At 70.5% G+C, this 25,551-nt stretch carries 21 protein-coding genes and 2 tRNA genes; 9 read left to right on the forward strand and 14 right to left on the reverse strand.

The genetic code is table 11. The features are described from left to right. Nucleotides 1-19: 19 nt before the first annotated feature. Together tig and ACFU5K_RS02000 are read right to left on the reverse strand one after the other, a co-directional pair. Nucleotides 20-1,426 (reverse strand): trigger factor, encoded by a 1,407-nt coding sequence (gene tig, locus ACFU5K_RS01995; RefSeq protein ID WP_384055443.1) that lies wholly within the window; start codon nt 1,424-1,426, stop codon nt 20-22. A 150-nt stretch (nt 1,427-1,576) separates the two neighbouring features. After that, nucleotides 1,577-1,653 (reverse strand) — tRNA-Pro (locus ACFU5K_RS02000). A gap of 169 nt (nt 1,654-1,822) precedes the next feature. Between ACFU5K_RS02000 and ACFU5K_RS02005 the strand changes: the two genes are divergently transcribed. Beyond that, nucleotides 1,823-1,896, forward strand: a tRNA-Gly gene (locus ACFU5K_RS02005). 54 nt (nt 1,897-1,950) lie between these two features. On the opposite strand, the gene ACFU5K_RS02010 is transcribed toward ACFU5K_RS02005, so the two are convergent. Next, nucleotides 1,951-2,145, reverse strand: a complete 195-nt coding sequence (locus tag ACFU5K_RS02010; RefSeq protein ID WP_384055446.1) for a hypothetical protein — start codon at nt 2,143-2,145, stop codon at nt 1,951-1,953. A 480-nt stretch (nt 2,146-2,625) separates the two neighbouring features. Here ACFU5K_RS02010 and ACFU5K_RS02015 point away from each other — a divergent pair, with 480 nt between their 5' ends. Continuing rightward, entirely contained in the window at nt 2,626-3,789 is a 1,164-nt protein-coding gene (locus ACFU5K_RS02015) for an acyltransferase family protein (protein ID WP_384055448.1), read from the forward strand. Between the two features lie 47 nt (nt 3,790-3,836). Here ACFU5K_RS02015 and ACFU5K_RS02020 read toward each other — a convergent pair whose 3' ends face one another. Together ACFU5K_RS02020 and ACFU5K_RS02025 are read right to left on the reverse strand one after the other, a co-directional pair. Next, entirely contained in the window at nt 3,837-4,337 is a 501-nt protein-coding gene (locus tag ACFU5K_RS02020) for an HD domain-containing protein (RefSeq protein WP_384055450.1), read from the reverse strand. Nucleotides 4,338-4,492: 155 nt separating this feature from the next. Continuing rightward, nucleotides 4,493-5,638 (reverse strand): PP2C family protein-serine/threonine phosphatase, encoded by a 1,146-nt coding sequence (locus ACFU5K_RS02025; RefSeq protein WP_384055453.1) that lies wholly within the window; start codon nt 5,636-5,638, stop codon nt 4,493-4,495. 105 nt (nt 5,639-5,743) lie between these two features. Between ACFU5K_RS02025 and ACFU5K_RS02030 the strand changes: the two genes are divergently transcribed. Continuing rightward, nucleotides 5,744-6,976 carry a GNAT family N-acetyltransferase gene (locus tag ACFU5K_RS02030; RefSeq protein WP_384055456.1) on the forward strand — a complete coding sequence of 411 codons (1,233 nt, stop codon included), beginning with the start codon at nt 5,744-5,746 and terminating at the stop codon, nt 6,974-6,976. 25 nt (nt 6,977-7,001) lie between these two features. Here the strand turns inward: ACFU5K_RS02030 and ACFU5K_RS02035 are convergent, their stop codons facing one another. From ACFU5K_RS02035 to ACFU5K_RS02050, 4 genes are all read right to left on the reverse strand, one after another. After that, on the reverse strand, nt 7,002-7,823 hold the full coding sequence (locus ACFU5K_RS02035; protein WP_384055459.1) for an Fpg/Nei family DNA glycosylase: 822 nt from the start codon (nt 7,821-7,823) through the stop codon (nt 7,002-7,004). Between the two features lie 74 nt (nt 7,824-7,897). Continuing rightward, on the reverse strand, nt 7,898-8,386 hold the full coding sequence (locus tag ACFU5K_RS02040) for a ribose-5-phosphate isomerase (RefSeq protein ID WP_384055462.1): 489 nt from the start codon (nt 8,384-8,386) through the stop codon (nt 7,898-7,900). Between the two features lie 272 nt (nt 8,387-8,658). Continuing rightward, a complete protein-coding gene (locus ACFU5K_RS02045; protein ID WP_384055465.1) occupies nt 8,659-9,252 on the reverse strand; it encodes a biotin transporter BioY in 594 nt (197 codons plus the stop codon). Between the two features lie 158 nt (nt 9,253-9,410). Then, nucleotides 9,411-10,472 carry an ArsR/SmtB family transcription factor gene (locus tag ACFU5K_RS02050; protein ID WP_384055468.1) on the reverse strand — a complete coding sequence of 354 codons (1,062 nt, stop codon included), beginning with the start codon at nt 10,470-10,472 and terminating at the stop codon, nt 9,411-9,413. Nucleotides 10,473-10,531: 59 nt separating this feature from the next. Between ACFU5K_RS02050 and ACFU5K_RS02055 the strand changes: the two genes are divergently transcribed. Together ACFU5K_RS02055 and ACFU5K_RS02060 are read left to right on the forward strand one after the other, a co-directional pair. After that, nucleotides 10,532-11,785: an MFS transporter gene (locus ACFU5K_RS02055; protein ID WP_384055471.1), complete on the forward strand. Its 1,254-nt coding sequence runs from the start codon at nt 10,532-10,534 to the stop codon at nt 11,783-11,785. A gap of 84 nt (nt 11,786-11,869) precedes the next feature. After that, complete coding sequence (locus ACFU5K_RS02060; protein WP_384055474.1) at nt 11,870-12,511, forward strand: superoxide dismutase; 642 nt, start codon at nt 11,870-11,872, stop codon at nt 12,509-12,511. A gap of 121 nt (nt 12,512-12,632) precedes the next feature. Here ACFU5K_RS02060 and ACFU5K_RS02065 read toward each other — a convergent pair whose 3' ends face one another. The 3 genes from ACFU5K_RS02065 to ACFU5K_RS02075 form a co-directional block, all read right to left on the reverse strand. After that, nucleotides 12,633-14,102 carry a pyridoxal phosphate-dependent decarboxylase family protein gene (locus tag ACFU5K_RS02065; RefSeq protein WP_384055477.1) on the reverse strand — a complete coding sequence of 490 codons (1,470 nt, stop codon included), beginning with the start codon at nt 14,100-14,102 and terminating at the stop codon, nt 12,633-12,635. After that, a complete protein-coding gene (locus tag ACFU5K_RS02070) occupies nt 14,092-15,465 on the reverse strand; it encodes an MFS transporter (RefSeq protein WP_384055480.1) in 1,374 nt (457 codons plus the stop codon). The genes ACFU5K_RS02065 and ACFU5K_RS02070 overlap by 11 nt, the downstream gene beginning before the upstream one ends. 119 nt (nt 15,466-15,584) lie before the next feature. Next, nucleotides 15,585-16,235 (reverse strand): DsbA family protein, encoded by a 651-nt coding sequence (locus ACFU5K_RS02075; RefSeq protein WP_384055483.1) that lies wholly within the window; start codon nt 16,233-16,235, stop codon nt 15,585-15,587. A 131-nt stretch (nt 16,236-16,366) separates the two neighbouring features. Between ACFU5K_RS02075 and pepN the strand changes: the two genes are divergently transcribed. The 4 genes from pepN (at nt 16,367) to ACFU5K_RS02095 (ending at nt 24,806) form a co-directional block, all read left to right on the forward strand. Continuing rightward, nucleotides 16,367-18,958 carry an aminopeptidase N gene (gene pepN / locus ACFU5K_RS02080; protein WP_384055486.1) on the forward strand — a complete coding sequence of 864 codons (2,592 nt, stop codon included), beginning with the start codon at nt 16,367-16,369 and terminating at the stop codon, nt 18,956-18,958. A gap of 172 nt (nt 18,959-19,130) precedes the next feature. After that, the gene (locus ACFU5K_RS02085) at nt 19,131-20,138 is read left to right on the forward strand and encodes a hypothetical protein (protein ID WP_384055489.1); all 1,008 of its coding nucleotides are present in this window, start codon (nt 19,131-19,133) and stop codon (nt 20,136-20,138) included. Nucleotides 20,139-20,282: 144 nt separating this feature from the next. Then, the gene (locus ACFU5K_RS02090; RefSeq protein WP_384055492.1) at nt 20,283-23,591 is read left to right on the forward strand and encodes a S8 family serine peptidase; all 3,309 of its coding nucleotides are present in this window, start codon (nt 20,283-20,285) and stop codon (nt 23,589-23,591) included. Nucleotides 23,592-23,777: 186 nt separating this feature from the next. Next, nucleotides 23,778-24,806: an aspartate-semialdehyde dehydrogenase gene (locus tag ACFU5K_RS02095; RefSeq protein WP_384055495.1), complete on the forward strand. Its 1,029-nt coding sequence runs from the start codon at nt 23,778-23,780 to the stop codon at nt 24,804-24,806. Between the two features lie 58 nt (nt 24,807-24,864). Here ACFU5K_RS02095 and ACFU5K_RS02100 read toward each other — a convergent pair whose 3' ends face one another. After that, nucleotides 24,865-25,212: a type II toxin-antitoxin system PemK/MazF family toxin gene (locus ACFU5K_RS02100; RefSeq protein WP_384055499.1), complete on the reverse strand. Its 348-nt coding sequence runs from the start codon at nt 25,210-25,212 to the stop codon at nt 24,865-24,867. Further along, nucleotides 25,199-25,429 carry a type II toxin-antitoxin system ParD family antitoxin gene (locus tag ACFU5K_RS02105; protein ID WP_384055502.1) on the reverse strand — a complete coding sequence of 77 codons (231 nt, stop codon included), beginning with the start codon at nt 25,427-25,429 and terminating at the stop codon, nt 25,199-25,201. The genes ACFU5K_RS02100 and ACFU5K_RS02105 overlap by 14 nt, the downstream gene beginning before the upstream one ends. Nucleotides 25,430-25,551: the final 122 nt, after the last annotated feature.

Genomic DNA, 25,551 nt, shown 5'->3' on the forward strand with positions numbered 1-25,551 from the left:
TCAACGATCGGAGCGGGGCTCAGGCCTCGTTCTTCTCGTCCTTCTTCTCGTCGTCGGCGGTCTCGGCGTCACCCTCGGCGGCCTCGACCGTCTCCGTGGCCCCCTCGACGTCCTCATCGTCCTCGAGCTCGACGATCTCACCGTTGGTGTCGGTGACCTTGGCGGCCTCGACGACGACGGCGAGCGCCTTGCCGCGGGCGACCTCGCCGACGAGCATCGGCACCTGACCGCCCTCGACGACGGCCTGGGCGAACTGGTCGGGGCTCATGCCGGAGGAAGCCGCACGCCGCATGAGGTGCTCGGTGAGCTCCTCCTGGTTGACGTTCAGCTTCTCCTTGTTGACGAGCTCGTCAAGGATGAACTGGGTCTTGATGCCCTTGATCGCCTGCTCGTAGGTCTCGGCCTCGAACTCCTCGAGCGTCTTGCCCTGGATCTCCAGGTACTTCTCGAGGTCGAGACCCATCTGGCCGAGCTGGTGGTGCTCGAGGTTGTGCTTGCGGGTCTGGACCTCGTCCGCGAGCAGCTTCTCGGGGATCGGGACCTCGGCCAGCTTCAGCAGCTCGTCCAGGACGCGCTCCTGGGCCTGCGTGGCCTGGTCGTACTGCTTGGTGTTCTCGAGGCGCTTGCGGCTGTCCTCGCGAAGCTCGGCGAGCGTGTCGAACTCGCTCGCCATCTGCGCGAAGTCATCGTCCAGCTCAGGCAGTTCCCGGGCGGCGACGGCGGTGACCTTGACGGTGACCTCCGCTTCCTTGCCCTCGGCGGATCCGCCCTTCAGCTCGGAGGCGAAGGTGGCCTCGCCACCGGCCTCCAGGCCGGTCACGGCGTCGTCGATGCCGTCGAGGAGCTCGCCGGAACCGATGGTGTACGAGACACCCGCGGCCACGCCGTCCTCGAGGACCTCTCCGTCGACCTTGGCCTCCAGGTCGATCGTCACGACGTCACCCTCGGCGGCGGCGCGCTCGACCGGGTTGGTGGAGGCGAAGCGCTCACGGAGCTGCTCCACGGCCTTGTCGACGTCCTCGTCGGTGACCTCGAGTGCGTCCACGGTGACCTCGATGCCGGAGTAGTCCGGGATCTCGATCTCGGGACGGACGTCCACCTCGGCGGTGAAGGCCAGCAGCTCGCCGTCCTTGAGCTCGGTGATGTCAACCTCGGGCTGGCCCAGAACGTTGAGCTCACCCTCGTTGACAGCCTCGGTGTAGAACATCGGGAGGGCGTCGTTGACGGCCTCCTCGAGCACGGCACCGCGGCCGAACCGCTGGTCGATGACCCGGTTGGGGATCTTGCCCTTACGGAAGCCCTTCACCGTGACCTGCTGGTTGATCTTCTTGTACGCCGCGTCGAGGCTGTCCTTGAGCTCCTCGAAGGGCACCTCGATGCTGAGCCGAACCCGGGTCGGGTTCAGGGTCTCCACGGCGCTCTTCACGGTTCGGTCTCCTTGGTGGCTGACTTCTTGGGGTTCTGCTGGGCCGCCGAGAGGCGGCTTCGCGGACCGAGCCCGGTACATCAGACACACGGGCACGCATTTTGCATAGTAACGGCAAGGGGGACGACTCCCACAATGCGATCTTGCCGGTGGTCGGGGTGGCCGGATTCGAACCGACGACCTTCCGCTCCCAAAGCGGACGCGCTACCAAGCTGCGCCACACCCCGTCGGTGCGACACGAAGGGTACATGCAGATGAGCGATGCGTCGGCCTCTTTGCGCGAACCGCCCCCGGGGATGTCACGAGGGCACGCCGGTACGGGTGTGCGCGCACCTTCCCGGACCCGCTACGATGCTTCCCGTACCGCAGTCCGGACGGACCCGCGGTGCGGCGCTTGCGGGCGTAGCTCAATGGTAGAGCCCTAGTCTTCCAAACTAGCTACGCGGGTTCGATTCCCGTCGCCCGCTCCACACGGAGAACCCGGTCCGGCAGTCACCTGCCGGACCGGGTTCTTTCGTATGCCGTCAAAAACTGATCTGGTTGATCGTGTCGGCTATCGAGTTCATGAATCTGTTGATCGACGGCGCCATGCCCGTCGAGGCGAGGAAGAAGCCGAACAGAACGGCGACGACCGCCGGCCCGCCCTTGATGGACCCTCCGCGGATGAACACCACCAGGACGACTCCCAGCAGAAGCACCACAGACAGTGAAATGGCCACGACTGATCACACCCTTGGTCGGTCCGCCTTGCCGGCCCGGTGGCATGCGGCCCGGCACACCTCCGTCGCGCCCATCGTGCCACCAACTCCCCTGTGACTGCTGCTGGGTGACGGAGTGGACTGACCGGATCGCGCCATCCTCGCGCCCGCGCGCGCCCGGGTGCGCTCCGGCGCGGACCGCACCCCGCAAGGGCTGCGCGGCGCGTGGTCGGCAATCTGTGCATCTGCTGTGCGCAAGGCGGTTCGAATATCGATCGGAGTGATCGTTTCCATATCCCCACACTTCATCCACAGTGATTTGGCAGGCGTTCGCGCGACGTAATTCACTCTCGCCAACCGCGCGCCGATATGCGCCATTTAAGACGGATGAATCAGTACAGATCGGGCAAGATTCGTTGGTTTCGTTTTCGGGCGCCCGGGAACACGCCAATTCTCTTGAGAGTTTTACGCATACCGATCAACGGGTCTAAGGTGCATGAGATGTCCAAAGCTCCGAGCGAAATCCAACGGTCCCCGATCACTCCGGAGAGCCGGGAGCCGGAGCCCAGATACCCGCGGACGCTGACGGCCGCGGGGACCCCCTCCCCCGCCCCCGGAATCTCTCCCGCACGCACTGCCACGCCCGTACCGGCCAAACGGCGCGACGCGTACTTCGACAACGTGAAGTACCTCGCCATCGTGCTCGTCGCCGTGGCCCACGCGTGGGAACCGGTGATGGACGGCAGCCGTACCACTCGGGCGCTGTACATGGTCGTCTACACCTTCCACATGCCCGCGTTCATCCTCGTCTCCGGCTACTTCTCACGCTCGTTCGACATGAGCGCTCCCAAGGTGAAGCGCCTGGTCACCGGGGTCCTCGTGCCGTACGTGCTCTTCGAGACGGCGTACTCGCTCTTCAAGCGCTTCGCCGGCGGCGTGGACGACACCCCGATCACCCTGCTCGACCCGCTGTTCCTCACCTGGTTCCTGATCGCGCTGTTCATCTGGCGGGTCACCACCCCGATGTGGCAGTCCCTGCGCCACCCGCTGCCCGTCGCGCTCGTCATCGCGATGCTCGCCTCGGTGACTCCGGGCATCGGTGACGACCTGGACCTGCAACGCGTCTGCCAGCTCCTGCCGTTCTTCGTGCTCGGTCTGCTGATGAAGCCCGAGCACTTCCAGCTGGTGCGGCGGCGTGAGGTGCGGCTGATGGCCCTCCCGCTGTTCGCCGGAGCCCTGCTCTTCGCCTACTGGGCGGCGCCGCGCATGCAGCTGGGCTGGTTCTACCGCAGCAGCGCCGCGCAGGAACTGGACGCCCCGTGGTGGTCGGGGGCCGTGATGACCCTCGCCATGTTCGGGTGCGCGTTGCTCCTCACCATCGGCTTCCTGGCCTGGGTCCCGCGCCGGCACATGTGGTTCACCGTGCTGGGCGCCGGGACGATCTGCGGCTACCTGCTGCACGGCTTCCTGGTGAAGGGCGCCGGCTACTACGGGCTGTTCGACCGCTACGAGTGGCTCAAGAGCCCTGCCGGACTGACCGTCGTCTCCCTCGTCGCGGCCGTCGCGGTCACCCTGCTGTGCACCCCGCCGGTCCGTCGCGCGCTGCGCTTCGCCACCGAGCCGGACATGAACTGGGCGTTCCGCCGGAGCCCCGCCAAACGCTGAACTGTCCGGATCGACCCCGTCAGGACGGGGCCGATCCGGTCCGTGCGTCAGCCCGCTTCGGGGTTGGCTTGTTCCCACCGTTCGCCGGGCCTTCCGCCTGTCCCGAGCCCCAGCAGCCCACGTACCTGCGCATACTTCTCGGCCAGCCGGGTACGGGTCGCCGGCTCCAGGACTGCGAGCCGGCCCGGATCCGCGTTGTGGGCGAGATCCGACTCCTTGATCATCAGCGCTCCGGGCGTGGCGAGAATCCGCCCGGTGTACGCGTAGAGGTCCTCGTCGTCCCGCTTGGTGACGGCGAGGACCATTTCCTTGACCTCCCGGGGCAGCGCGGCGTCGTCCAGCCACTGCCGGGAGAGTGCCCCGTCCTCCAGCGCGTCGTGCAGCCAGGCGGCCGCGATCTGCTCCTCACTGCCGCCCCGGATCCGCACGCCCTCCGCGACCGCGGCCAGGTGCTCGACGTACGGCCTTCCCGCCTTGTCGGTCTGAAGGCGGTGGGCCTCGCGGGCGACGGACTCCACCTCGGACAGGGTCAGATACGCGGTCGGCATGGGCCGACTGTACGCCGGGCCCCGACGTCCTCCACCGGCTCCGGAGAGCCGAGGTGCGCGGGCTCGGGGTGCGCGTTCCCGGGACAGCCTCACGTTCGGGTGGCGGATCAGGCGCCCCATTGACGCCTGTACCGTTTCAACCGGTTGCGTACGTTTCAGGCACGGCGGGACAGCAGCAGCAGCGCGCGATCGTCGTTGACGTCCTTCGCGCAGGCCTCGATCAGATGCCAGGCCGCGCCCTCGAAGCCCGTAGCCACGTAGCGGTCGGCCTCGCCGGTCAGCCGGTCGATGCCCTCGGAGAGTTCCCGGTCGGAGGCCTCCACCAGTCCGTCCGTGAACAGCATCAGGACGTCACCGGGGGCCAGCGAACCCTTCGCCGCATCGAACTGGGCCCCGTCGTAGACCCCGAGCAGGGGCCCCTCGGCCGCCTTCTCCTCCCACCGGCCGCTCCCCGCGTGCAACTGGAGCGCGGGGGGATGGCCGGCCGAGAGGATCTCGTAGTCGCCGGACTCCAGGTCCAGGACGAGGTGGATGGATGTGGCGAAGCCCTCGTCCCAGTCCTGACGCAGGAGGTAGCCGTTGGCCGCGGGGAGGAAGCCGTGCGGCGGCAGGGAGCCCAGGAGCCCGCCGAACGCCCCGGACAGCAGAAGGGCGCGCGAACCGGCGTCCATGCCCTTGCCGGAGACGTCGGTGAGTACGACCTCCAGGGTGCGCCCGCCGTTCGTGCGGGCGGCGACGACGAAGTCGCCGGAGAAGGACTGCCCGCCCGCCGGGCGGAGTGCCATCTCACGGTGCCAGCCCTGGGGCAGTCCAGGCAGGGCGCTCTGGACCCTGATCCGCTCGCGCAGGTCGAAGAGCATCGTGCCGCCACGCCGCCACGGCACCCCCACCCTGGCCCTGAACTGCGCCAGGACCAGGCCGAAGAAACCGCAGGCCGCGACGACCAGGACCGTGCCCGGCGTGACCCGGGCGGGCCCCTCCGCGTAGGGGCCGAGGCCTATGGACTCCACGATCAGGGCCGCGGCGGCAGTGGCGTAGAGGGTCAGCAGGCTGGCCGGGCGCAGCAGCAGGCCGCCCGCGACGATCGGCAGCGCCAGAGCCGTCGGCGAGCACCAGACCGGGTTGAGCAGGGTGCAGACCGCGATCACCGGAACGATGACCAGGAGGCCGGCCAGGGCTATCCAGTCGCTCCCGTCACCACGGAAGTAGTCGACTCCGGACCTGCGCAGCGTGATGCGCGCCCGGTGCATGGATCTTCGCCACCGGGCGGTGTACGTGTCTGCTCCTCTGCGACGGGCCATTGCCGGGACCTTATCCACCCGGAGGCCTCCGGTGCAGGGGTACCCCCGTGACAATGCGTTCGAAAGTGGGTCGCCAGGAACTTGCGGCCCTGGTAGGCAAGGGCCATGACCACAGAATTGCGTGTGCTGTCCGACTCGGACTGGGATGCCTGGCTCGACTGTCTCGAAGTCGCGTTCGGCGGCGTCCCCATCTCCGTGAAGGGCCGCGAGATGTACGCCGAGCTCGCGGAGCCGGACCGGGCGCTCGGCCACTGGGACGGCCCGGACTGCGTGGGAACGGCCGGGGCGTACAGCTTCCGGGTGACCGTGCCGGGCGGCAGGGCGGTGCCGGCCGCGGGAGTCACGATGGTCAGCGTCGCCTCGACGCACCGCAGGCATGGACTGCTCACGGCATTGATGCGGCGTCAGCTCGACGACGTCCGCTCCTGGGGCGAGCCGCTCGCGGTTCTCACGGCCTCGGAGCCGGGCATCTACGGGCGGTTCGGCTACGGCGCCGCCACGACGGAGACGAGTCTGCGGATCGACAGTTCCCGGGTCCTGCTCTCCGCACCCGCGGGCACGGACGGGGTGCGGCTGCGCCGGACCTCCCCCGCGGCAGGACTCGACGCCTGCGAGGCCGTGTACGCGCGGCTGGCGGCGTCCCGGCCCGGCACCCCCGTGCGGCAGCCGGGCTGGGAGCGGCTGCCGGTCAACGACCCGGAAAGTGACCGGCGAGGCGGCTCGCCCCTGCAATGCGTACTCGCGGAGCGCGACGGCGAGGTGACGGGATACGTCACCTACCACATCCGTCCGGCCTGGGATGATTCCGGGCCGAAGGGCACGGTGGCGGTGCGCGACCTGATGGCGCTGGATCCCGCCTCGTACGCGGCGCTGTGGCGTTTCCTGCTCGGGATCGACCTGACGTCGGTGGTCGAGTGCCGCAACCGGCCCGCGGACGACGCGGTGCTCCGGCTGGTCTCGGACGTACGCCGGTGCGAGGTGCGGCTGCGGGACGGGTTGTACGTCCGGCTGGTCGAGCTGGACGCGGCACTGGAGGCGCGGAGCTACCGCACGCCGGTGGACGTGGTGCTGGAGGTGGAGGACCCCTTCTGCCCCTGGAACGCCGGGCGTTGGCGGCTCACGGCGGACGCGGAGGGCGCCGCCACCTGCCGCCGCACCCAGGAGGAACCCGAACTCGCCCTCTCGGTTACTGAGTTGGGGGCCGCGTATCTGGGCGGGGTGTCACTGACGGCGCTGGCGCGCGCCGGACTCGTCCGGGAACTGCGGGCGGGCGCACTGGCCTCGGCGGCCCTCGCCTTCTCCTCGGACACGCAGCCCTGGTGCCCGCACGGTTTCTGAGCGTCCCGGGGCGAACCGGGCGGAACTACCGTCCGCCCGTGGCCGGCTGGCAGGACGGGCACCAGAAGAGATTACGGGCGGCGAGTTCGGCCGTGCGGATGCCGGTACCGCAGATGTGGCATGCCTGCCGGGCCCGCCGGTAGACGTAGACCTCTCCGCCGTGGTCGTCGACCCGCGGCGGCCGGCCCATCGCCTCGGGCAGGTGCTCGGGCCGGACGGTGTCGATGCGGTTGTTCCGCACGCCTTCGCGCATCAGGACGCGGAGATCCGCCCAGAGCGCGTCCCACTGACCGCGCGTCAGGTCCCTGCCCGGGAGGTAGGGGTCGATGCCGTGCCGGAAGAGGACCTCGGCCCGGTAGACGTTGCCGACACCCGCGACGACCTTCTGGTCCATCAGCAGGGCGGCCACCGTGACGCGGCTGCGAGAGACGCGCTGCCAGGCCCGCTCGCCGTCCTCGTCGGTGCGCAGCGGGTCCGGGCCCAGCCGGTCGTGTATCGCGCGCTTCTCCGGTCCGGTGATCAGGGCGCAGGTGGTGGGGCCGCGCAGGTCCGCGTGGTGGGCGTCGTTGAGCAGACGCAGCCGGACGGTGCCGGCGGGCGGCGGGGCCGGGGCCGCACCGAAGCCGAGCTTGCCGAACAGGCCCAGGTGGATGTGGACCCACACCGATCCCTCGAAGCCCAGGAAGAGGTGCTTGCCGTGGGCGTCGACGCCGGTGAACGTGCGGTCGTCCAGCAGCGCGGCGCTCGACGCGAACGTGCCCTGGGGGCTGCTGACGCGCACCGGCCCGCCGGCGAACCGCTCCTGGTGGTCGGCCGCGAGGCGGTGGATCGTATGCCCCTCGGGCACGGCTGGTCTCCTGGGAACGCGTGTGTGCCGCCGGGCGGGGGCCCGACGGCACACGGGAAGCGGATGCGGGCCGGTCAGCCCTGCTGCGGGTGGTGGGCCGGGACCGGGGGGAGCTCGCCGGTGTTCTCGTACGCCGAGAGCATGTCGATGCGGCGGGTGTGGCGCTCCTCACCCGAGTACGGGGTGGCCAGGAAGATCTCGACGAACTTCGTGGACTCCTCGGCCGTGTGCATGCGGCTGCCGATGGCCACGACGTTGGCGTCGTTGTGCTCACGGCCGAGCGCGGCGGTCTGCTCGTTCCAGGCGAGCGCGGCACGCACGCCCTTGACCTTGTTCGCGGCGATCTGCTCGCCGTTGCCGGAGCCGCCGATGACGATGCCGAGGCTGCCCTCGTCGGCGACCGTCCGCTCGGCGGCACGGAGGCAGAACGGCGGATAGTCGTCCTGGGCGTCGTAGATGTGGGGACCGCAGTCGACGGCCTCGTGGCCGTGGGCCGTGAGCCACTCGACGAGGTGGTTCTTCAGTTCGAAGCCGGCATGGTCGGAGCCGAGGTACACGCGCATGGTGCGAAGTGTGACACGGACCGGGCGGGGTAATCGTCAGCGGGGTCGGGACCCACCGGGCCGTTCCTGGAGTCACTTCCGGACCTGGACCTGTGCGCCATGCCACTCCGGCAGCAGTCAGGTCAAGGAACCGGATGAGCGGCCGGCGTACGGACGGCGAGCCTTCCCGCGACGGCGACCGCATCGCGCTTCCACGGCCCCGGGACGCGAGAGGCTCGCCGGTCTGGTGTCGCGTCACGACCCGGCGAGCCTCTTCGGTGGTGCGTACGGCGTCAGCCGCGACGCCCGATGAGCTTCCACGACGCGGGGAGGGCGCCCATGGCCAGCGCGGCCTTGAGGGCGTCGCCGATCAGGAAGGGCACCAGGCCCGCGGCGACGGCGGCACCGAACGACATGCCGGTGGAGAGCGCCAGGTAGGGCACGCCGACCGCGTAGATGATCAGGGAGCCGACCGCCATGGTGCCCGCGGTGCGCAGGACCGAGCGGTCGCCGCCGCGGCGGGCGAGGCCGCCGACGACCGTGGCGGCGAGGAGCATGCCGAGGACGTAGCCGAAGGACGCGCCGCCGGCCCCGGAGCTGCCCTCGGAGAACCACGGCATGCCGGCCATGCCGACGAGCGTGTACAGGGCGAGCGAGAGGAAGCCGCGGCGGGCACCGAGGGCGGTGCCGATGAGCAGCGCGGCGAAGGTCTGGCCGGTGACGGGGACCGGGGAACCCGGGACGGGCACGGCGATCTGGGCGGCGATGCCGGTGAGCGCGGCGCCGCCGAAGACCAGTGCCGTGTCCACGGCGTAACGGTTCCGGGCCGCGGGCAGCAGGTCGGCGAGGACCGCTCCGGAGCGGACGGGGGCGGCAGCAGTGCTCATCAGGACTCCGCGGGTGAGATCGGCAGGGCAGGACTGATGGTGACGTTAGCCGACTGAATATCGCTCGATCACCATCAGCCGCCCACAAAGCGGTGGTTGAGGGCTTAGTCGGGTTCGCACAAACGGTGTTGTGCAATCTCCCCTCGACGTGATGCTGGTCACGGAGGTGCGGGAGCCCCCGGGTCTCGGCCCGGGAAGGGGTACTCAGCCGTGAGACTGTAGGTTCCCCATAAATGATCCGAGAAGGACCCGCAGCTCAGGCTCTGAGCCCGCAGGAGTACCGCGCCGGCCTCCGTGCGGAAGTAGAGGACGGAGCGGCCGGACCTGCGGCGCCCGACGAGGCCGGCGTTCAGCAGCACTCTCAGGTGTCTGCCCACCGATCCGAGCCCCTGCCCGGTCAGTGCCACCAGTTCCGTGGTGCTCCTCGGCCGGTCGAGGAGCACGAGGACACCGGCCCGCGCGGGTCCGAGCAGATGGCCGAGGCTGTCGGGCACGACGGGCCGGCCGGCGTCGGAGAGCACCCCCGAGCAGGCGTACACGATCGCGTACCGTTGCGCCGCCGCGTCCCAGGAGACCCAGCCCTTGCGGGGCGTGACCGGGATGAACACCAGGGTCACGTCGGCGAGTTCACGTGGCGGGTAGTCGCGCGGGTTGACCTGCAGTCTGCTGCCGCCCAGCCAGCGCATGCCGGGGTTCAGCGTCTGGAGCACCTCGGCCCAGCCGCCCCGGCTCACCTGACCGGCGCGCGCCACGATGTCCGCCTCGACGATCCGGCTGCGACGCGGCCAGTCCGGGCGCACGAGGTGTACCCACACCCATTCCAGCAGGTCGGCGGCGCACCGCGGCAGGTCGGCGTCACGCAGGGCGGCAGGCAACGGCCCCCCTCGCGCGACCTCCAGATCGGCGCGGGCGCCTTCCGGAGACGTCGCCCGCACCCGGTCCAGTTCCTGTGCGAACGTGGTGCGGGCGACGGGCGTGGGGGTGAGGAAGTCCGCGTTCCAGTGGCCCCCGAGGCCGATCCTGACGAGCTGCCCGGCTACCGGATCGCGGGCGATGCGCTCGCGGTAGGCGGGTCCGTGCGTGTCCAGCCATGAGCGCTCGGCGGGGTTCGCCGCCGTCCCGCGCTGCAGGAACTGGAGCGTCGCGGTGACCTCGGCCAGTTCGGACACGACGAATCTGCCTGCGGCCAGCGTGTCCGCGTTGAGCTGCCACCACCCCAAGTTTCGCCTCCCCGCGAAACATTAACGGCCGCGCGGGACGCAACCCGAGACTCCCCGGCATGCTCACCTACCGGGAAGTCTTCCGCGTGCCGCAGTTCGGCGCCCTCTTCACGACCGGCGCACTGCAGGGCGCGGCCTCGACCACAGGCCAACTGGCCCTGGGCGTACTCGTGTTCTCCGCAACGGGGTCCCCGTTGCTCTCGGCCCTCTCCATGTTCGGCTCCTCGCTGGCCCAGTTGGCCGGCGCGACCCTGCTGATGTCGGCGGCCGACCGGCTCCCGCCGCGCGCCGCACTGAGCTGTGCCGCGCTCGCCTTCGGGGTCGGTACGGCCGTCCTGGCCCTGCCCGGGCTGCCTCTCGCACTGGTATTCGCCGTGGTCCTGGGCGAGGGGGTCGTCGCCGCGGTGATCGGCGGGGTGCGGTACGGGCTGCTCGACGAGATCCTCCCCAAGGACGCGTTCCTGCTGGGGCGTTCGGTGCTCAACATGTGCTCCGGCACCACGCAGGTATGCGGTTACGCGGCGGGCGGCGTCCTGGTGGCCGTCCTCTCCCCGCGCGGCACGCTGCTCGTCGCCGCGGCGCTGTACGCCGCCGGCGCCGCCGCGGCCCGGTTCGGCCTCGCCCGACGGCCGGCAAGGGTCGCGGGGAGGCCGTCGGTCCGCGAGACATGGCGGACGAACGCGTTCCTGTGGTCCTCGGCGCCCCGCAGACGCGTCTACCTCCTGCTCTGGCTGCCCAACGGCCTCGTCGTCGGCTGCGAGTCCCTGTTCGTCCCCTACATGCCGGACCGCGCGGGGCTGCTGTTCGCCTGCGCCGCGTTCGGCATGCTGATCGGGGACACGGTCACGGGACGCTTCCTCCCGGCGCGGTGGCGGGGGCGGCTCGGCATCCCGATGCTCCTGCTCCTCGCCGCGCCCTATCTGCTGTTCGCGCTGCGGCCGGGGCTGCCGTGGGCGCTCGCTCTCGCCGCCCTGGCATCGACGGGCTTCTCCGCGAGCCTGCTGTTCCAGGAACGGCTGATGGCCCTGACCCCGGACGCGGCCGCCGGCCAGGCCCTCGGTCTGCACGCGTCCGGGATGCTCGCGCTGCAGGGCGTCGCGGCGACTCTCGCGGGCACCGTCGCCCAGTGGACCTCGCCCGCGACGGCGGTGACGGTGATGGCCGCCGCTTCCGCCGTGGTGACCCTCGCCCTGGCGGCAGGGCCCCGGCGCGACGGCGCGCGGAGCGCCGCCCCGCGCGTACGTAGGTCAGCGTCTCCCCCGCCGCCCGCGCCGTCCCCACGAGGCTGTCCCCGGCCCAGGACCAAGGGCTGATCACTTCCAGCCCTTCCTCCTGCTAGCCTGCAATTACGAAGAGCTTGCAATAACTAACAGGTAGCAGCTGGAGGGTTCGAACCCATGGCCACGTACACGCTTCCGGAACTCCCGTACGACTACGCGGCGCTCGAACCGGTCATCAACCCGCAGATCATCGAGCTCCACCACGACAAGCACCACGCCGCGTACGTCAAGGGCGCCAACGACACCCTCGAGCAGTTGGAGGAGGCCCGCGACAAGGAGGCCTGGGGCGCGATCAACGGCCTGCAGAAGAACCTCGCCTTCCACCTCTCGGGCCACATCCTGCACTCGATCTACTGGCGCAACATGGCCGGCGACGGCGGCGGCGAGCCCCTCGCGGCGGACGGTGTCGGCGACCTGGCGGACGCGATCACGGAGTCCTTCGGTTCGTACGCCGGCTTCAAGTCCCAGCTGACCAAGGCCGCGGCGACCACGCAGGGCTCCGGCTGGGGCGTCCTCGCCTACGAGCCCCTCAGCGGCAGGCTGATCGTCGAGCAGGTCTACGACCACCAGGGCAACGTGGGCCAGGGCTCGGTCCCGGTCCTGGTCTTCGACGCCTGGGAGCACGCCTTCTACCTGCAGTACAAGAACCAGAAGGTGGACTTCATCGAGGCGATGTGGCGCGTCGTCAACTGGCAGGACGTGGCCAGGCGCTACGCCGCCGCCAAGGAGCGCGCGGACGTACTGCTGCCGGCCCCCTGACGCACCCGATGCGTCCTGCCTCGTGATCGTCTTCTCAACCTTCACCTGGCAGGCGGATGAAAGGAGAGCCCCCGCGAGGACATGACTCGCGGGGGCTCTCCCATGCCGTGCACCGGCAGCGTCAGATCCGGAAGACGGAACCGATGAACTCGGCGAGCAGCCGCTCCTTGAGCGCCCGGGGCAGTGCGTCCAGCAGGACCAGTACGGGCGCCATCCGGCCCGGCAGTCCACCGCTGCCGCCGAGGCCGGCGAAGGCGAGGACGGCGGCGATCTCGTCCGGTCCGAGTGTCCGCGGGTCCAGTCCGGCCGCGAACGAGGCGAGACCGGGGTCCACCGCCACCGGGTCCAGGGTGCGGGCCTTCGCCAGCGCGGCGGTCAGGTCGTCGAGGAGCGGGCCGACCTGGCCGACGGTGGCGGGCGTCAGGGTGAGGTGGAGGTTGGGCGGCAGCCCGTCGAAGGAGAGCTGCGGCTGGAGGTACCAGCCCAGCTCGCGCATCTCGTCGGCCAGGTGGAGCAGCAGGCTGAGGTCCGGGGCCCCGCTCTCCTCCCCCGCGACGGTGAACGCGACGAGTCCGGCCGCGGGAGCGCCCAGGACGTGTACGCCGTCGATGGAGCGCAGCCCGGCGAGCAGCCGGTCCGACGACTCCCCGACCCGGTCGGCCAGCGCGGTGTAGCCCTCCTCTCCGACGTGCTGGAGGACCGCCCACGCCTGGGCCAGCAGACCGCCGGACTTGGTGCCCTGCACCGTCGGGTTGACGACGGGGTAGCCGGGCCAGCCCGCGTGCGCGAAGTACTGGTGGCGGCGGAGCCCGGCGTCGCGGTAGAGGACCACGGAGGCGCCCTTGTCCGCGTAGCCGTACTTGTGCAGGTCCACGGAGAGGGAGGTGACGCCCGGCACGGACAGGTCGAAGGGTTCCACCTCGCGGCCCGAGCGCCGCAGGTACGGCAGGATCCAGCCTCCGATGCAGGCGTCCACATGGCAGAGCACCCCGCGTCCGGCGGCCGCCGCCGCTATCTCGGCGACGGGGTCGATCACTCCGTGCGCGTACGAGGGTGCCGAGGCGACCACCAGCACGGTGCGGTCGTCGAGTGCGGCGGCCATGGCGTCGGCGTCTGCGCGGAAGGTGACGGGGTCGACCGGTACGACGACGGGTTCGACACCCAGGTAGGCGGCGGCCTTGTGGAAAGCCGCGTGGGCGGTGGACGGCAGCACCATGCGGGGCTCGGTGATCCCTCGCTCGGAGCGGGCGTGGTCGCGGGCGGCCTTGACCGCGAGCAGGATGCTCTCCGTGCCGCCGCTGGTGAACGTCCCCTGGGCGCCCGGGGCGCCGAGCAGGGCGGCGACGGCCGCCACCAGGTCGTTCTCCAGCCGCGCGACGCTCGGGAAGACCGTGGGGTCGAGCGCGTTGACCGTCGCGAAGGCGGTGTACGCCTCGGCGGCCAGCTCGTCCAGACCCTCCAGTCCGGCGTCGTAGACGTAGGCGAAGGTTCGGCCCCCGCGCGTGGGTGCGTCCGCCTCGCGCAGGGCGCGCAGTTCGGCGAGCACCTCGGAGGCGGGGCGGCCGTCGGGCAGGGCGGGTTCACTCGGCACGGGCTGGCTCTTCCTGGAGAGGGTGGGGCACGGCAGGGGTCACGCGGTAGCGGCTCAGCAGCAGGAGGCTCGCGGCGGCGAGTACGGCGGGCAGCACGCTCATCCCCGTGGTTATCCCGGTGAGCGCCGCGTCCGGCTGCTCCACCTGGTGCGCGGCGTCGGACGAACGGAAGCCGGTCACGGCCAGGACGAGGGCGAACACGCCCGCGCCCAGAGCGAAGGCCAGGGTCTCGGCAGCCGTCCACAGCCCGGTGAAGGTGGCGGCCCTGCGCCTGCCGGTGGCGACGGCGTCGGCGGCCAGGGTCTCGGCGAGCATCGTGAGGGGCAGCAGCTGCAGCCCGGCGTAGGCGATGCCGACGACGGCCACCGCCGCGTACCCGACGGCCGGTCCGACAGCTCCGGTGAGACCGAGGAGCACGGCGCCGGCGGTGTAGAGCAGCGACGCGCACCACTGGGCGTACGTCACGCCCTTGCGCCTGGCCAGCCTGTTCCACAGCGGCATGAAGAGGACCAGCGGGCCGATCAGGCAGACGAACAGCGGGGTGACGGCGGTCGCCGAGCCGAGGGTGTACGTCGCGAAGTACTGGACACCGGCGAGCATCACACCGACGGCGAGGGCCTGGAGCGTCCACATCCCGGCCAGGTGGAGGAACGGCCTGCTGGACCGGGCCGCGGCGAGCTGGGCGCGGAGGGAGGGTTCGGCCTCGCTGCGCGCGACGGCCGGGGCCCGGCGGGTGGCACCCCATGCCCCGAACATTCCGGCGGCCAGGAGCAGTGCGACGACGACGCCCATCGCCCGGTAACTCTGCGGTGTGTCGCCGTCCGCGTGGGCGATCGCGGGGGCGAGCGCGCCGGACAGCAGGATCGCGACGCCGAGGAATCCCACCCGCCAGCCGAGGACGCGGCCGCGTTCGTGCGGGTCCTCGGTCATCTCCGCGGGCATGGTCACGTACGGCACCTGGAAGACGGCGTACGCGGTGGCGGCGAGGAGGAACAGGACGCTGACGTAGCCGGCGGCCGCGGCACCGCGCAGCGGCGGCGCTGCGAAGATCAGCGCGAAGAGCGGTGGCAGGGTGCAGGCGCCGATCAGCAGGAACGGCCTCCGGGGCCCGCCGCGCAGCCGGCTGCGGTCGGAGAGCGCGCCGACCAGCGGGTTGACGAGGACGTCCCAGGCCTTGGGCAGGAAGACGGCGGCGCCCGCGACGGCGGCGGGCACGGCGAGGACGTTGGTGAGGTAATAGAGCAGGATCAGGCCGGGCACGGTCGCGAAGGTGCCCGTGCACAGGGAGCCGAGCCCGTATCCGATCCGCACGGTGCGCGGCAGGGGCGGGGCCGCGGGACGGTCCGGACCGGCAGCTGGCATGGCCAGATCATGAACGACGGTTCATCCCGTCGGCAATACCCGGGGACGCCCGCGACACGTGACCCACATGCCGTGGGCCGGACCGGGCGCACCGGTCCGGCCCACGGCGCGGCATGAGGTCAGTCGAAGACGGGGCCCTGGGTCCGGGTCCTCTTGAGCTCGTAGAAGCCGGGGATGGACGCCACCAGCAGCGTGCCGTCCCAGAGCTTCGCCGCGTCCTCGCCCTTCGGGGCGGGGGTGACGACGGGACCGAAGAAGGCGACCTGCTTGCCGTCCGCGCCGGGGACGGCGATGACCGGGGTACCGACGTCCTGGCCCACCTTGTCGATGCCCTCCTGGTGGGAGGCGCGCAGTTCCTTGTCGTACGCGTCGGAGTCGGCGTAGTCCAGCAGGTCGGCCGGCAGGCCGACGTCCGCCAGGGCGCCCGCGTACGCCTCGCGGGTGAGGCCCTCGCCCTTGTTGTGGATGCGGGTGCCGAGCGCGTTGTAGAGCGGGCCGACGACCTCGTCCCCGTGCTTCTGCTGCGCGGCGACCACGATACGGACGGCCTCCCAGGCCGTCTCGCGCATCATCTCCGAGTATTGCTCGGGCAGCTCGTCCAGCCTGTTCTCGTTGAGTACCGCCAGGCTCATCACGTGCCAGCGGACCTCGACGTCGCGGACCTTCTCCACCTCCAGCATCCAGCGGGAGGTCATCCACGCCCAGGGACAGAGCGGGTCGAACCAGAAGTCGACCGGAACCTTACCGCCGGCCGTGCCGTTCTCGGGCATGTCTCTCCTCATGAGGTTGTCTGCACCTGTTCGCAGAACACCACGGGGCACTCCGGCCATTCCCGTGCGCGGGCGTGCGCGGCCGCATGCGAGGATCAAAGGTGTTCGAATGAGACACGAAGGAGTGTTCCGTGCCCGGTGAAAACCTGTCCCGCGACGAGGCCCGAGAGAGGGCCGAGCTGCTGACCGTCGACGGATACGAGGTCGCCCTCGACCTCCGTTCCGCCGTCGGCGAGCCCGGCGGGGGCGACGGCGAGGCCGGTCCGCGCACCTTCCGCTCGCGGACGACGATCCGCTTCCGCGCCGCCCGTGCCGGGGCCTCGACCTTCGCCGATCTGCTGGCCCCGGCCGTGACCGCCGTGACGCTGAACGGCGAGGACCTGGACCCGGCGGCCGTCTTCGACGGCACCCGGATCGCGCTGGAGGGTCTCGCCGGGGGCGACAACGTCCTGGTGGTCGACGCGCAGTGCGCGTACAGCCGGACCGGCGAGGGCATGCACCGCTTCGTCGACCCGGAGGACGGCGAGGTCTACCTCTACACGCAGTACGAGCCGGCGGACGCCCGGCGCGTCTACGCCAACTTCGAACAGCCCGACCTCAAGGCGCCCTACCGCTTCGAGGTGACCGCGCCCGAGGGCTGGCGGGTGTGGAGCAACGGCGCGGAGGAGTCGCAGGACGGCGAGGTCCACCGGTTCGCGGAGACTCTGCCGATCTCGACGTACATCACGGCGGTCGTCGCGGGCCCGTACCACTACGTGAGCGACACCTACACGCGCACGTCCGACGACGGCGAGAAGCTGGAGATCCCCCTGGGCGCGATGTGCCGCAAGGGGCTCGCGCGGCACTTCGACGCGGACGACATCTTCCTGATCACGAAGCAGGGGCTGGACTTCTTCCACGACCACTTCGACTACCCGTACCCGTTCGGGAAGTACGACCAGGCGTTCGTGCCGGAGTACAACCTCGGCGCGATGGAGAATCCGGGCCTCGTCACCTTCCGCGAGGAGTACATCTACCGCGGCAAGGTCACCTCGGCGTCCTACGAGCGCCGCGCCAACGTCATCCTGCACGAGATGGCGCACATGTGGTTCGGCGACCTGGTCACCATGCAGTGGTGGGACGACCTGTGGCTCAAGGAGTCCTTCGCCGACTTCATGGGGACGTTCTCGATGGTCGAGGCGACGCGTTTCACCAACGGCTGGATCACCTTCGCCAACAACCGCAAGGCCTGGGCCTACCGCGCCGACCAGCTGCCGTCCACCCATCCGGTCACGGCCGACATCCGTGACCTGGAGGACGCCAAGCTGAACTTCGACGGCATCACGTACGCCAAGGGCGCCTCCGTGCTGAAGCAACTGGTGGCCTACGTGGGCCGGGACGCGTTCCTGGAGGGCGCGCGCCGCTACTTCAAGAAGCACGCCTACGGCAACACCCGGCTGGGCGACCTGCTGTCGGTGCTGGCCGAGACGTCCGGGCGCGACATGACGGCCTGGTCGCGCGCGTGGCTGCAGACGGCGGGCGTCAACGTCCTCACGCCGGTCGTGACCTACGACGGCGAGGGCCGGGTCGCGGAGCTCGCCGTGACCCAGGAGGCCGCCGCCTCGCACCCCGAGCTTCGGCCGCACCGGGTCGCGGTGGGCCTGTACCGGCTCACCCCGGAGGGCGCTCTGGAGCGGTACGCCCGCGCCGAGACCGATGTCGCGGGGCAGCGCACCGTGGTCGAGGAGCTGGCCGGGGCCGAGAAGCCCGATCTGGTCCTGGTGAACGACGACGACCTGACCTTCTGCAAGATCCGCTTCGACGAGGGTTCCCTGGCCACCCTGCGCGAGCACCTCGGTGACATCAGCGACCCGCTGGCCCGGGCCCTGTGCTGGTCGGCGCTGTGGAACCTGACACGTGACGCGCTGCTGCCGGCCCGGGACTTCGTGTCCCTCGTGCTGTCGTTCGCCGGCCGAGAGTCGGACATCGGGGTCCTGCAGATGCTGCACACGTGGGCCCTGTCGGCCCTGGACCACTACTCCGCACCGGCCTGGCGCGAGGAGGGCGGCCGGGCACTGGCCGAGGGTGCGCTGCGTGAACTGCGGCGCGCGGAGCCGGGCAGCCAGCACCAGTTGACGTGGGCCCGGTTCTTCGCCTCGGTGGCCACCTCGGACGCGGACCTCCGGCTGCTGGGCGGGCTGCTCGACGGTTCGGCCGTGATCGAGGGCCTGGACGTCGACCAGGAGCTGCGGTGGGCCTTCCTGTCCCCGCTGGTCTCGCACGGCGCGGCGGACGAGGCGGCCGTGGACGCCGAACTCGCCCGCGACGACACCGCGTCCGGCAAGCGTCACCACGTGCGGTGCCTCGCCTCCCGCCCCTCCGCGACGGTCAAGGCCCAGGCGTGGGCGGCGGTCGTCGAGTCGGACAAGCTGTCCAACGCCCTCGTCGGGGCGACGATCGCCGGTTTCGAGCAGGCCTCGCAGCGTGAGCTGCTGGCGCCTTACACGGCCTCGTACTTCGAGGCCATCGAGCGGGTGTGGGCCGAGCGTTCCATCCAGATCGGCATCGACGTGGTCAAGGGTCTGTTCCCGGGTCTGCAGGACGACCCGGCGACCCTCACCGCGACGGACGCCTGGCTGACCTCCCACCCGGACGCGGCACCGGCGCTGCGGCGACTGGTCCTGGAGGCGCGGGACGACCTGGCGCGGACGCTGAGGGGCCAGGAGCGCGACGCGGCGGCGTGAGGAACCCGGCGCGCGCCCCGCACACGTGTGCAGGGCGCGCGCCGTACATTCCCCGTCGCGACCACTCTTTTCGTCAGTCGAACTGCTGTGCTTTAGGACGGCGTTGTCCTGGAATGTCGACGGGCGTGTAACACGGGTCATCGCGACGCGGGCCTGGGGAAACCTGCCGGGCATGACCCAGAACACCCCGCCCTCCCCCCGCACCGTCTACGAAGTGCGCGACCGCGTGCTGTCCGCCGCCCAACTGCGCGCCCGGGGCGTGACCGCCGCGCAGACCGCCGCGCAGTGCCTGCCCGGCGGCCCCTGGCAGCAGTTGCTCCCCGGCGTCTACCTCCTCCACTCGGGCACGCCGACGGACGAGGACCGGGTGCACGGCGCGCTGCTGTACGGCGGCAGGCAACCGGCCGCCGTCCGCCGGACCGTCCCGGCCCAGACCGGACCCGGTTACGGCGACGCGATGGTCACGGGTCTCGCGGCTCTGGCGCTGTACGGCTTCGCGTCCGCCCCGCCCACGATCGCGCTGCACCGCATCGACGTCCTGGTGCCGAGGACCAGGCGACTGCGGTCCACCCGGTTCGTCCAGGTGACCAGGGCTGCCGTGCTGCCCAGGCCGCAGCGGCGGCTCGGGGTGCCGCTGGCGCCGGTGGAGCGGGCCCTCGCCGACACGGTGTCCGCGCTCACGGACGCGCCGACCGTGCGCCGGATCCTTGACGAGGCGGTACGCGGCGGGCACTGCGAACCCGTCTCGGTCGTGCGGGAGCTGAACGAAGCCAAGCTGCTGGGCCGCCCGCACGTGGCGGACGCCGTGGACGCGCTGCTCGTCGAGGGCCGCGCGGTCGCGGAGGGCCGGCTCTATGAGATGGTGCGCACCCACGGGCTGCCGGAGCCGCTGTGGAACGTGGAACTGTCGCTGCCGGGAGGACGCTTGCTGGGCGGGGTGGACGCCTACTGGCCGGAGCAGGCCGTCGCGCTCGAACTGGGCACCCGCTCACCCCGGGAGGACCGCGTCGCCTTCGCAGCGGAGCGGGAACACCTGGAGCGCCTCGGGGTCACGGTGGTACGGGTGACCCCGAGGCAGCTGCGCGAGGTCATGCCGCAGCAGGCGGTGGTGCTGCGCACGGCGATGATGGCGGCCGAGGACCGCGAGCCCGCCACGTACGTGGTGGTTCTGCCGCGCTGACTGGCGCAACCGGACCAGTGGCGGATCTACGCCATGTCCCGTTTCGGTCCCCGTCAACTCTCCACAAACCCCTGTCATCTACGAAAGGCTGAGCGGTCATCGGGTACCGAATTCCGGACTCTCTCTTTCTTTCACAAAACAGGGATGCTCATGACCAAGGAATCCCCCAGCTCCATACCCGGGGCGAGACGCGCGGCGCGCATCGCTGCCGCGGCCGGCCTGGCGGCCGCTCTGGCCGCCTCCGGCGCCGCCCCGGTCTTCGCCGCCGACGACCCGGCCCCCTCCCCGGTGAAGCCCGCCGCCGCGAGCGCCAAGGGCGACAAGCTGGGCAAGGCCGACGCCGATGTACTGGCGAAGGCAGAGGCCGAGGGCGAGAAGACCGTCACGATGATGGTCGCCACCAAGCCGGGTGCCACCGAGCAGGTGCGCGACCAACTGGACGCCGTCAAGGGGTCCGTACTGGGGCGGACGTACGACAAGCTCGGATACGTCCGGGCGACCGTGCCGACCGCGACCGCCGAGGCCACCATCAAGGCGGCGCAGAAGCTCTCCTCCGTCCAGGGCATCGATCTCAAGCAGGAGGTCAAGCTGGACGACCCGACGCCCGCGGGCGACCGGGCAGCCGGGGCGAAGCAGCAGAAGGCGACCGGCAGTTACCCGGCCCCGGGCAAGAACACCCCGGCGAAGAACCCGTACAACCCGTCCTTCGAGACGGGCGCCGTCGACTTCGTGAAGCAGCACCCGAAGGCGGACGGCCGCGGGATCACCATCGGTGTCCTGGACTCCGGTGTCGACCTCGGCCACCCCGCGCTGCAGAGGACCACCACCGGCGAGCGCAAGATCGTCGACTGGGTGACGGCGACCGACCCGGTCAACGACGGCGACAAGACCTGGCTGCCGATGACCGCCTCCGTGGCCGGCCCGACGTTCACCATCGGGGGCCGCACCTACTCGGCGCCGGCGGGGTCCTACAAGATCCAGCTCTTCTCCGAGGCCGCCACCAAGGGTGGCGACATGGCCGGGGACCTGAACCGGGACGGCGACACCACGGACCAGTGGGCCGTGCTCTACGACCCGGTCACCGGCACCGTCCGCGTCGACCTGAACGACGACGCGGACTTCGGCAACGACGCCGTGCTGAGGCCGTACAAGGACAAGCACCAGGTCTCCTACTTCGGTACGGACGACCCGCGGACCGACGTCGTCGAGCGCATCCCGTTCGTCGTCGAGACCCGCAAGAACGTCGTCTACAACCCGGCCGGCGCCAAGGCCGACTTCGTCAACATCGGCGTCATCGAGAGCGAGCACGGCACCCACGTCGCGGGCATCACCGCGGCCAACGGCCTGTTCGGCGGCAAGATGAACGGCGCGGCGCCCGGCGCCAAGGTCGTCTCCTCGCGTGCCTGCACCTGGTCCGGCGGCTGCACCAACATCGCCCTGACCGAAGGCATGATCGACCTCGTCGTCAACCGCGGTGTCGACGTCGTCAACATGTCGATCGGCGGCCTGCCGCCGCTCAACGACGGCAACAACGCGCGCGCCGAGCTCTACAAGCGCCTCATCGACATCTACGGCGTCCAGCTGGTCATCTCGGCCGGCAACGAGGGCCCGGGTGTCAACACCATCGGTGACCCCGGTCTCGCCGACCACGTCATCTCGGTGGGCGCGTCGATCTCCAAGGAGACCTGGGCCGCCAACTACGGCTCGAACGTCACCAAGAAGTACGACATGCTCCCCTTCTCCTCGCGCGGTCCGCGTGAGGACGGCGGCTTCACGCCGACTCTGACGGCACCGGGCGCGTCGATCAACACCACGCAGACCTGGTTCCCCGGCGGTCCGGTCAAGGAGTCGGGCTACACGCTCCCCGCCGGCTACTCCATGCTGCAGGGCACCTCGATGTCCTCGCCGCAGGCCGCCGGCGCCACGGCACTGCTGCTGTCCGCCGCGAGGCAGAAGCACATCGAGCTGCCTCCGGCCGACCTGCGTACCGCGCTGACCAGCACCGCCACCCACATCTCCGGTGTGCCCGCGCACGCCCAGGGTGCCGGCCTGATCAACATCGTCGGCGCCTGGAAGCAGATCGAGAAGCAGGGCGCCCCGGCGCACGAGTACTCGGTGAAGGCCCCGGTCGACACCGCGATCGACTTCGCGCTCAAGGACCCGGGCTTCGGCACCGGCCTGTATGACCGTGAGGGCGGCCTGAAGGCCGGCCAGAAGAAGTCGTACGACGTCACGATCACCCGCACCACGGGTCCGGACCGCAACGTCAAGCACAAGCTGTCCTGGAAGAACGACGACGGCACCTTCTCCCTGACCGGTTCGAGCACGCTCTCGCTGCCGCTCGGCACGCCGGTGACCGTCAAGGTGCAGGCGAAGCCGCGCACGGCGGGCGTCCACAGCGCGATCCTGCAGGTGGACGACAGCAAGACGTCGGGCATCGACCAGCAGATCCTCTCGACGGTGGTCGTCGCCAAGGACCTCGTGAAGCCGGGTTACGCGTTCTCGACGACCGGCTCGGTGCAGCGCAACGGCACCACGTCGTACTTCGTGAACGTGCCCGAGGGCTCGAAGACGCTCGAAGTCGCTCTGAGCGCGCTCCGCTCGGGCAGCCAGACGCGGTTCATCTCCATCCACCCCTACGGGGTCGCGGTGGAGGACAGCTCCACGATCTTCTGCTACCCGAACTACGAGAACCCGGCAAACACCTGCCGTCCGGACACGCGCTCGTACAAGGACCCGCAGCCGGGCGTCTGGGAGATCGAGGTCGAGTCCCGCCGCACGTCGCCGCTGCTGGACAACCCGTACAAGCTGGACGTCTCGCTGCTCGGCGCCACCTTCGACCCGGCGGTGCAGACGATCCCCGAGGCGAAGATCGGCACCCCGGCCGCGGTGGACTGGACGGTCACCAACAACGCCGGTGACCTGAAGGGCTCGCTGAAGGGCGGCTCGCTGGGTTCGGCGGACGTCGAGCGTCCGTCGATCTCCACGGGCGACGAGTACACCAAGACGGTCACCATCGGTGAGGGCGTCGAGAAGCTCGACGTCGCCATCGGCAACACGTCGGACGCCAACGCCGACATCGACCTGTACGTCTACAAGGGCGACACCGAGGTCGGTGCCTCGACGACTGCGGGCTCCGAGGAGTCCGTCAGCCTGGTGAAGCCGGCGGCCGGCACGTACACCGTCGTCATCGACGGCTACTCGGTCCCGGCCGGGACCACCGAGTACGACTACCGGGACGTGTACTACGCCCCGTCGCTCGGCGAGATCAAGGTCGACGAGTCGAAGGCCGTGAACCTGGCCAACGGCGCGTCCGCCCAGGTCGGCGCCGAGGTCGTCGTCGCCGGAGCGGCTCCCGAGGGCCGTCAGTTCTTCGGCGAGGTCCACCTGGTGAACGCACGCGGCACCGCGGCGGGCACCGGCAGCGTCGTGATCGAGAAGGTCACGCCGTAGCCGTCATGGCGGTGTGATCCCTGCGACATGTGAAAACCGTGGGGCGGGTGCTCTCAAGGGCTCCCGCCCCACAGCTGTGTCCGCACCCGGTCCGCCGGACGGACAATGGATTGGACAAGGGGGCGGTGGACATAAGCATCATGGACCGGCAACCGAGCCCGTTCGCACATCCGTGAGGGAGTCCCAGTGAAGGTCGGAATCGTCGGCGCCACCGGTCAGGTCGGCACAGTCATGCTCAGGATTCTGGCCGAGCGGAAGTTCCCCGTCACCGGACTGCGGCTCTTCGCCTCCGCGCGCTCCGCGGGATCCACCCTCGCGTACGAAGGCACGGACATCACCGTGGAGGACGCCTCGACGGCGGACTACTCCGGGCTCGACATCGTGCTGTTCTCCGCGGGCGGCGCCACCTCGAAGGCGCTGGCCGAGAAGGTCGCCTCGCAGGGTGCCGTGGTGATCGACAACTCCTCCGCATGGCGCAAGGACCCCGAGGTACCGCTGGTCGTCTCCGAGGTCAACGCGCACGCGATCGCGAACCGCCCCAAGGGCATCATCGCCAACCCGAACTGCACCACGATGGCCGCCATGCCCGTGCTGCGCCCCCTGCACGACGAGGCACGGCTCGAAGCGCTGACGGTGGCCACCTACCAGGCGGTGTCCGGCTCCGGGCTCGCCGGTGTGGCGGAGCTGCACGGCCAGGCGTCCAAGGTCGTCGCCGACGCGGACAAGCTGACGCACGACGGCGAGGCGGTGGACTTCCCCGAGCCGGCCGTCTACAAGCGCCCGATCGCCTTCAACGTGCTGCCGCTCGCCGGCTCGATCGTCGACGACGGTTCCTTCGAGACGGACGAGGAGCAGAAGCTCCGCAACGAGTCCCGCAAGATCCTGGAGATCCCGGAGCTCAAGGTGTCCGGCACCTGCGTCCGGGTCCCGGTCTTCTCCGGTCACTCCCTCCAGATCAACGCCCGCTTCGCCCGCCCGATCAGCGTCGAGCGCGCCTACGAGCTGCTGAAGGACGCCGAGGGCGTGGAGCTCTCCGAGATCCCGACCCCGCTCCAGGCGGCAGGCAAGGACGCCTCGTACGTGGGCCGCATCCGCGTCGACGAGACCGTCGAGCACGGCCTGGCGCTGTTCGTCTCCAACGACAACCTCCGCAAGGGAGCCGCGCTGAACGCGGTCCAGATCGCGGAGCTGGTGGCGGCGGAGCTCAAGGGCTGACACCCGTACCCAGGAAAAGGGCGGCCCCCGGTATCCGGGGGCCGCCCTTTCTCACGTGTCAGAGGGCGAGGTGCCGGCGCAGAGCGGCGTCGATGTCGGTCATGCGCTGACGGGGGACGGCGCCGACGCGCCGGAGGAACCGCTCGTGCGCCATGGCGCGCACCTGCTCACACTGCACCTTGGAGTCCCTGGGCAGACCGGACTCGTCCGCGTGCAGCAGTACCTGGAAGGGATAGACCCGGGCGGTGTTCGAGGTCAGCGGCACCACGGTCACCACTCCCCGCCCCGTCCGGTCCACCACGGCGTTGGCGCCGTCGTTCGAGATGATCACGGAGGGGCGTGCCTTGTTCGCCTCGCTGCCCCGCACAGGCTCGTAGTCGACCAGGTAAATGTCACCGCGCTTCATCGGTCAACCCGTCCCCCGAGAAGCGGTCCCAGAACACGGCGTCCTCGCTCGCGTCCCACTCCGCGAAGGCCGCCTCGTAGTCGGCCTCCAGGTTGGACGCTCGCAGAGCCTCGATCGCCGCGTGTATCACGGCCGACCGGGAGTCCGCGTCGGTCTTCGCGGCGTACTCGTCGACGAAGGCGACATCCTCCGGCGGCAGGCTCACGCTGATCTTCATACCTTTGATGCTACCGCGAGTAGGAACAAGAAGCCACCCGCAAGCGGAAAAACGCGGTACGGAGGTCCGCCTGAAACGGACATCGCGCTGCGCCCGTTCCACGTGGAAGGATGGCCAAAAAC

The organism is Streptomyces sp. NPDC057428, assembly GCF_042803195.1.
Classification (GTDB): domain Bacteria; phylum Actinomycetota; class Actinomycetes; order Streptomycetales; family Streptomycetaceae; genus Streptomyces.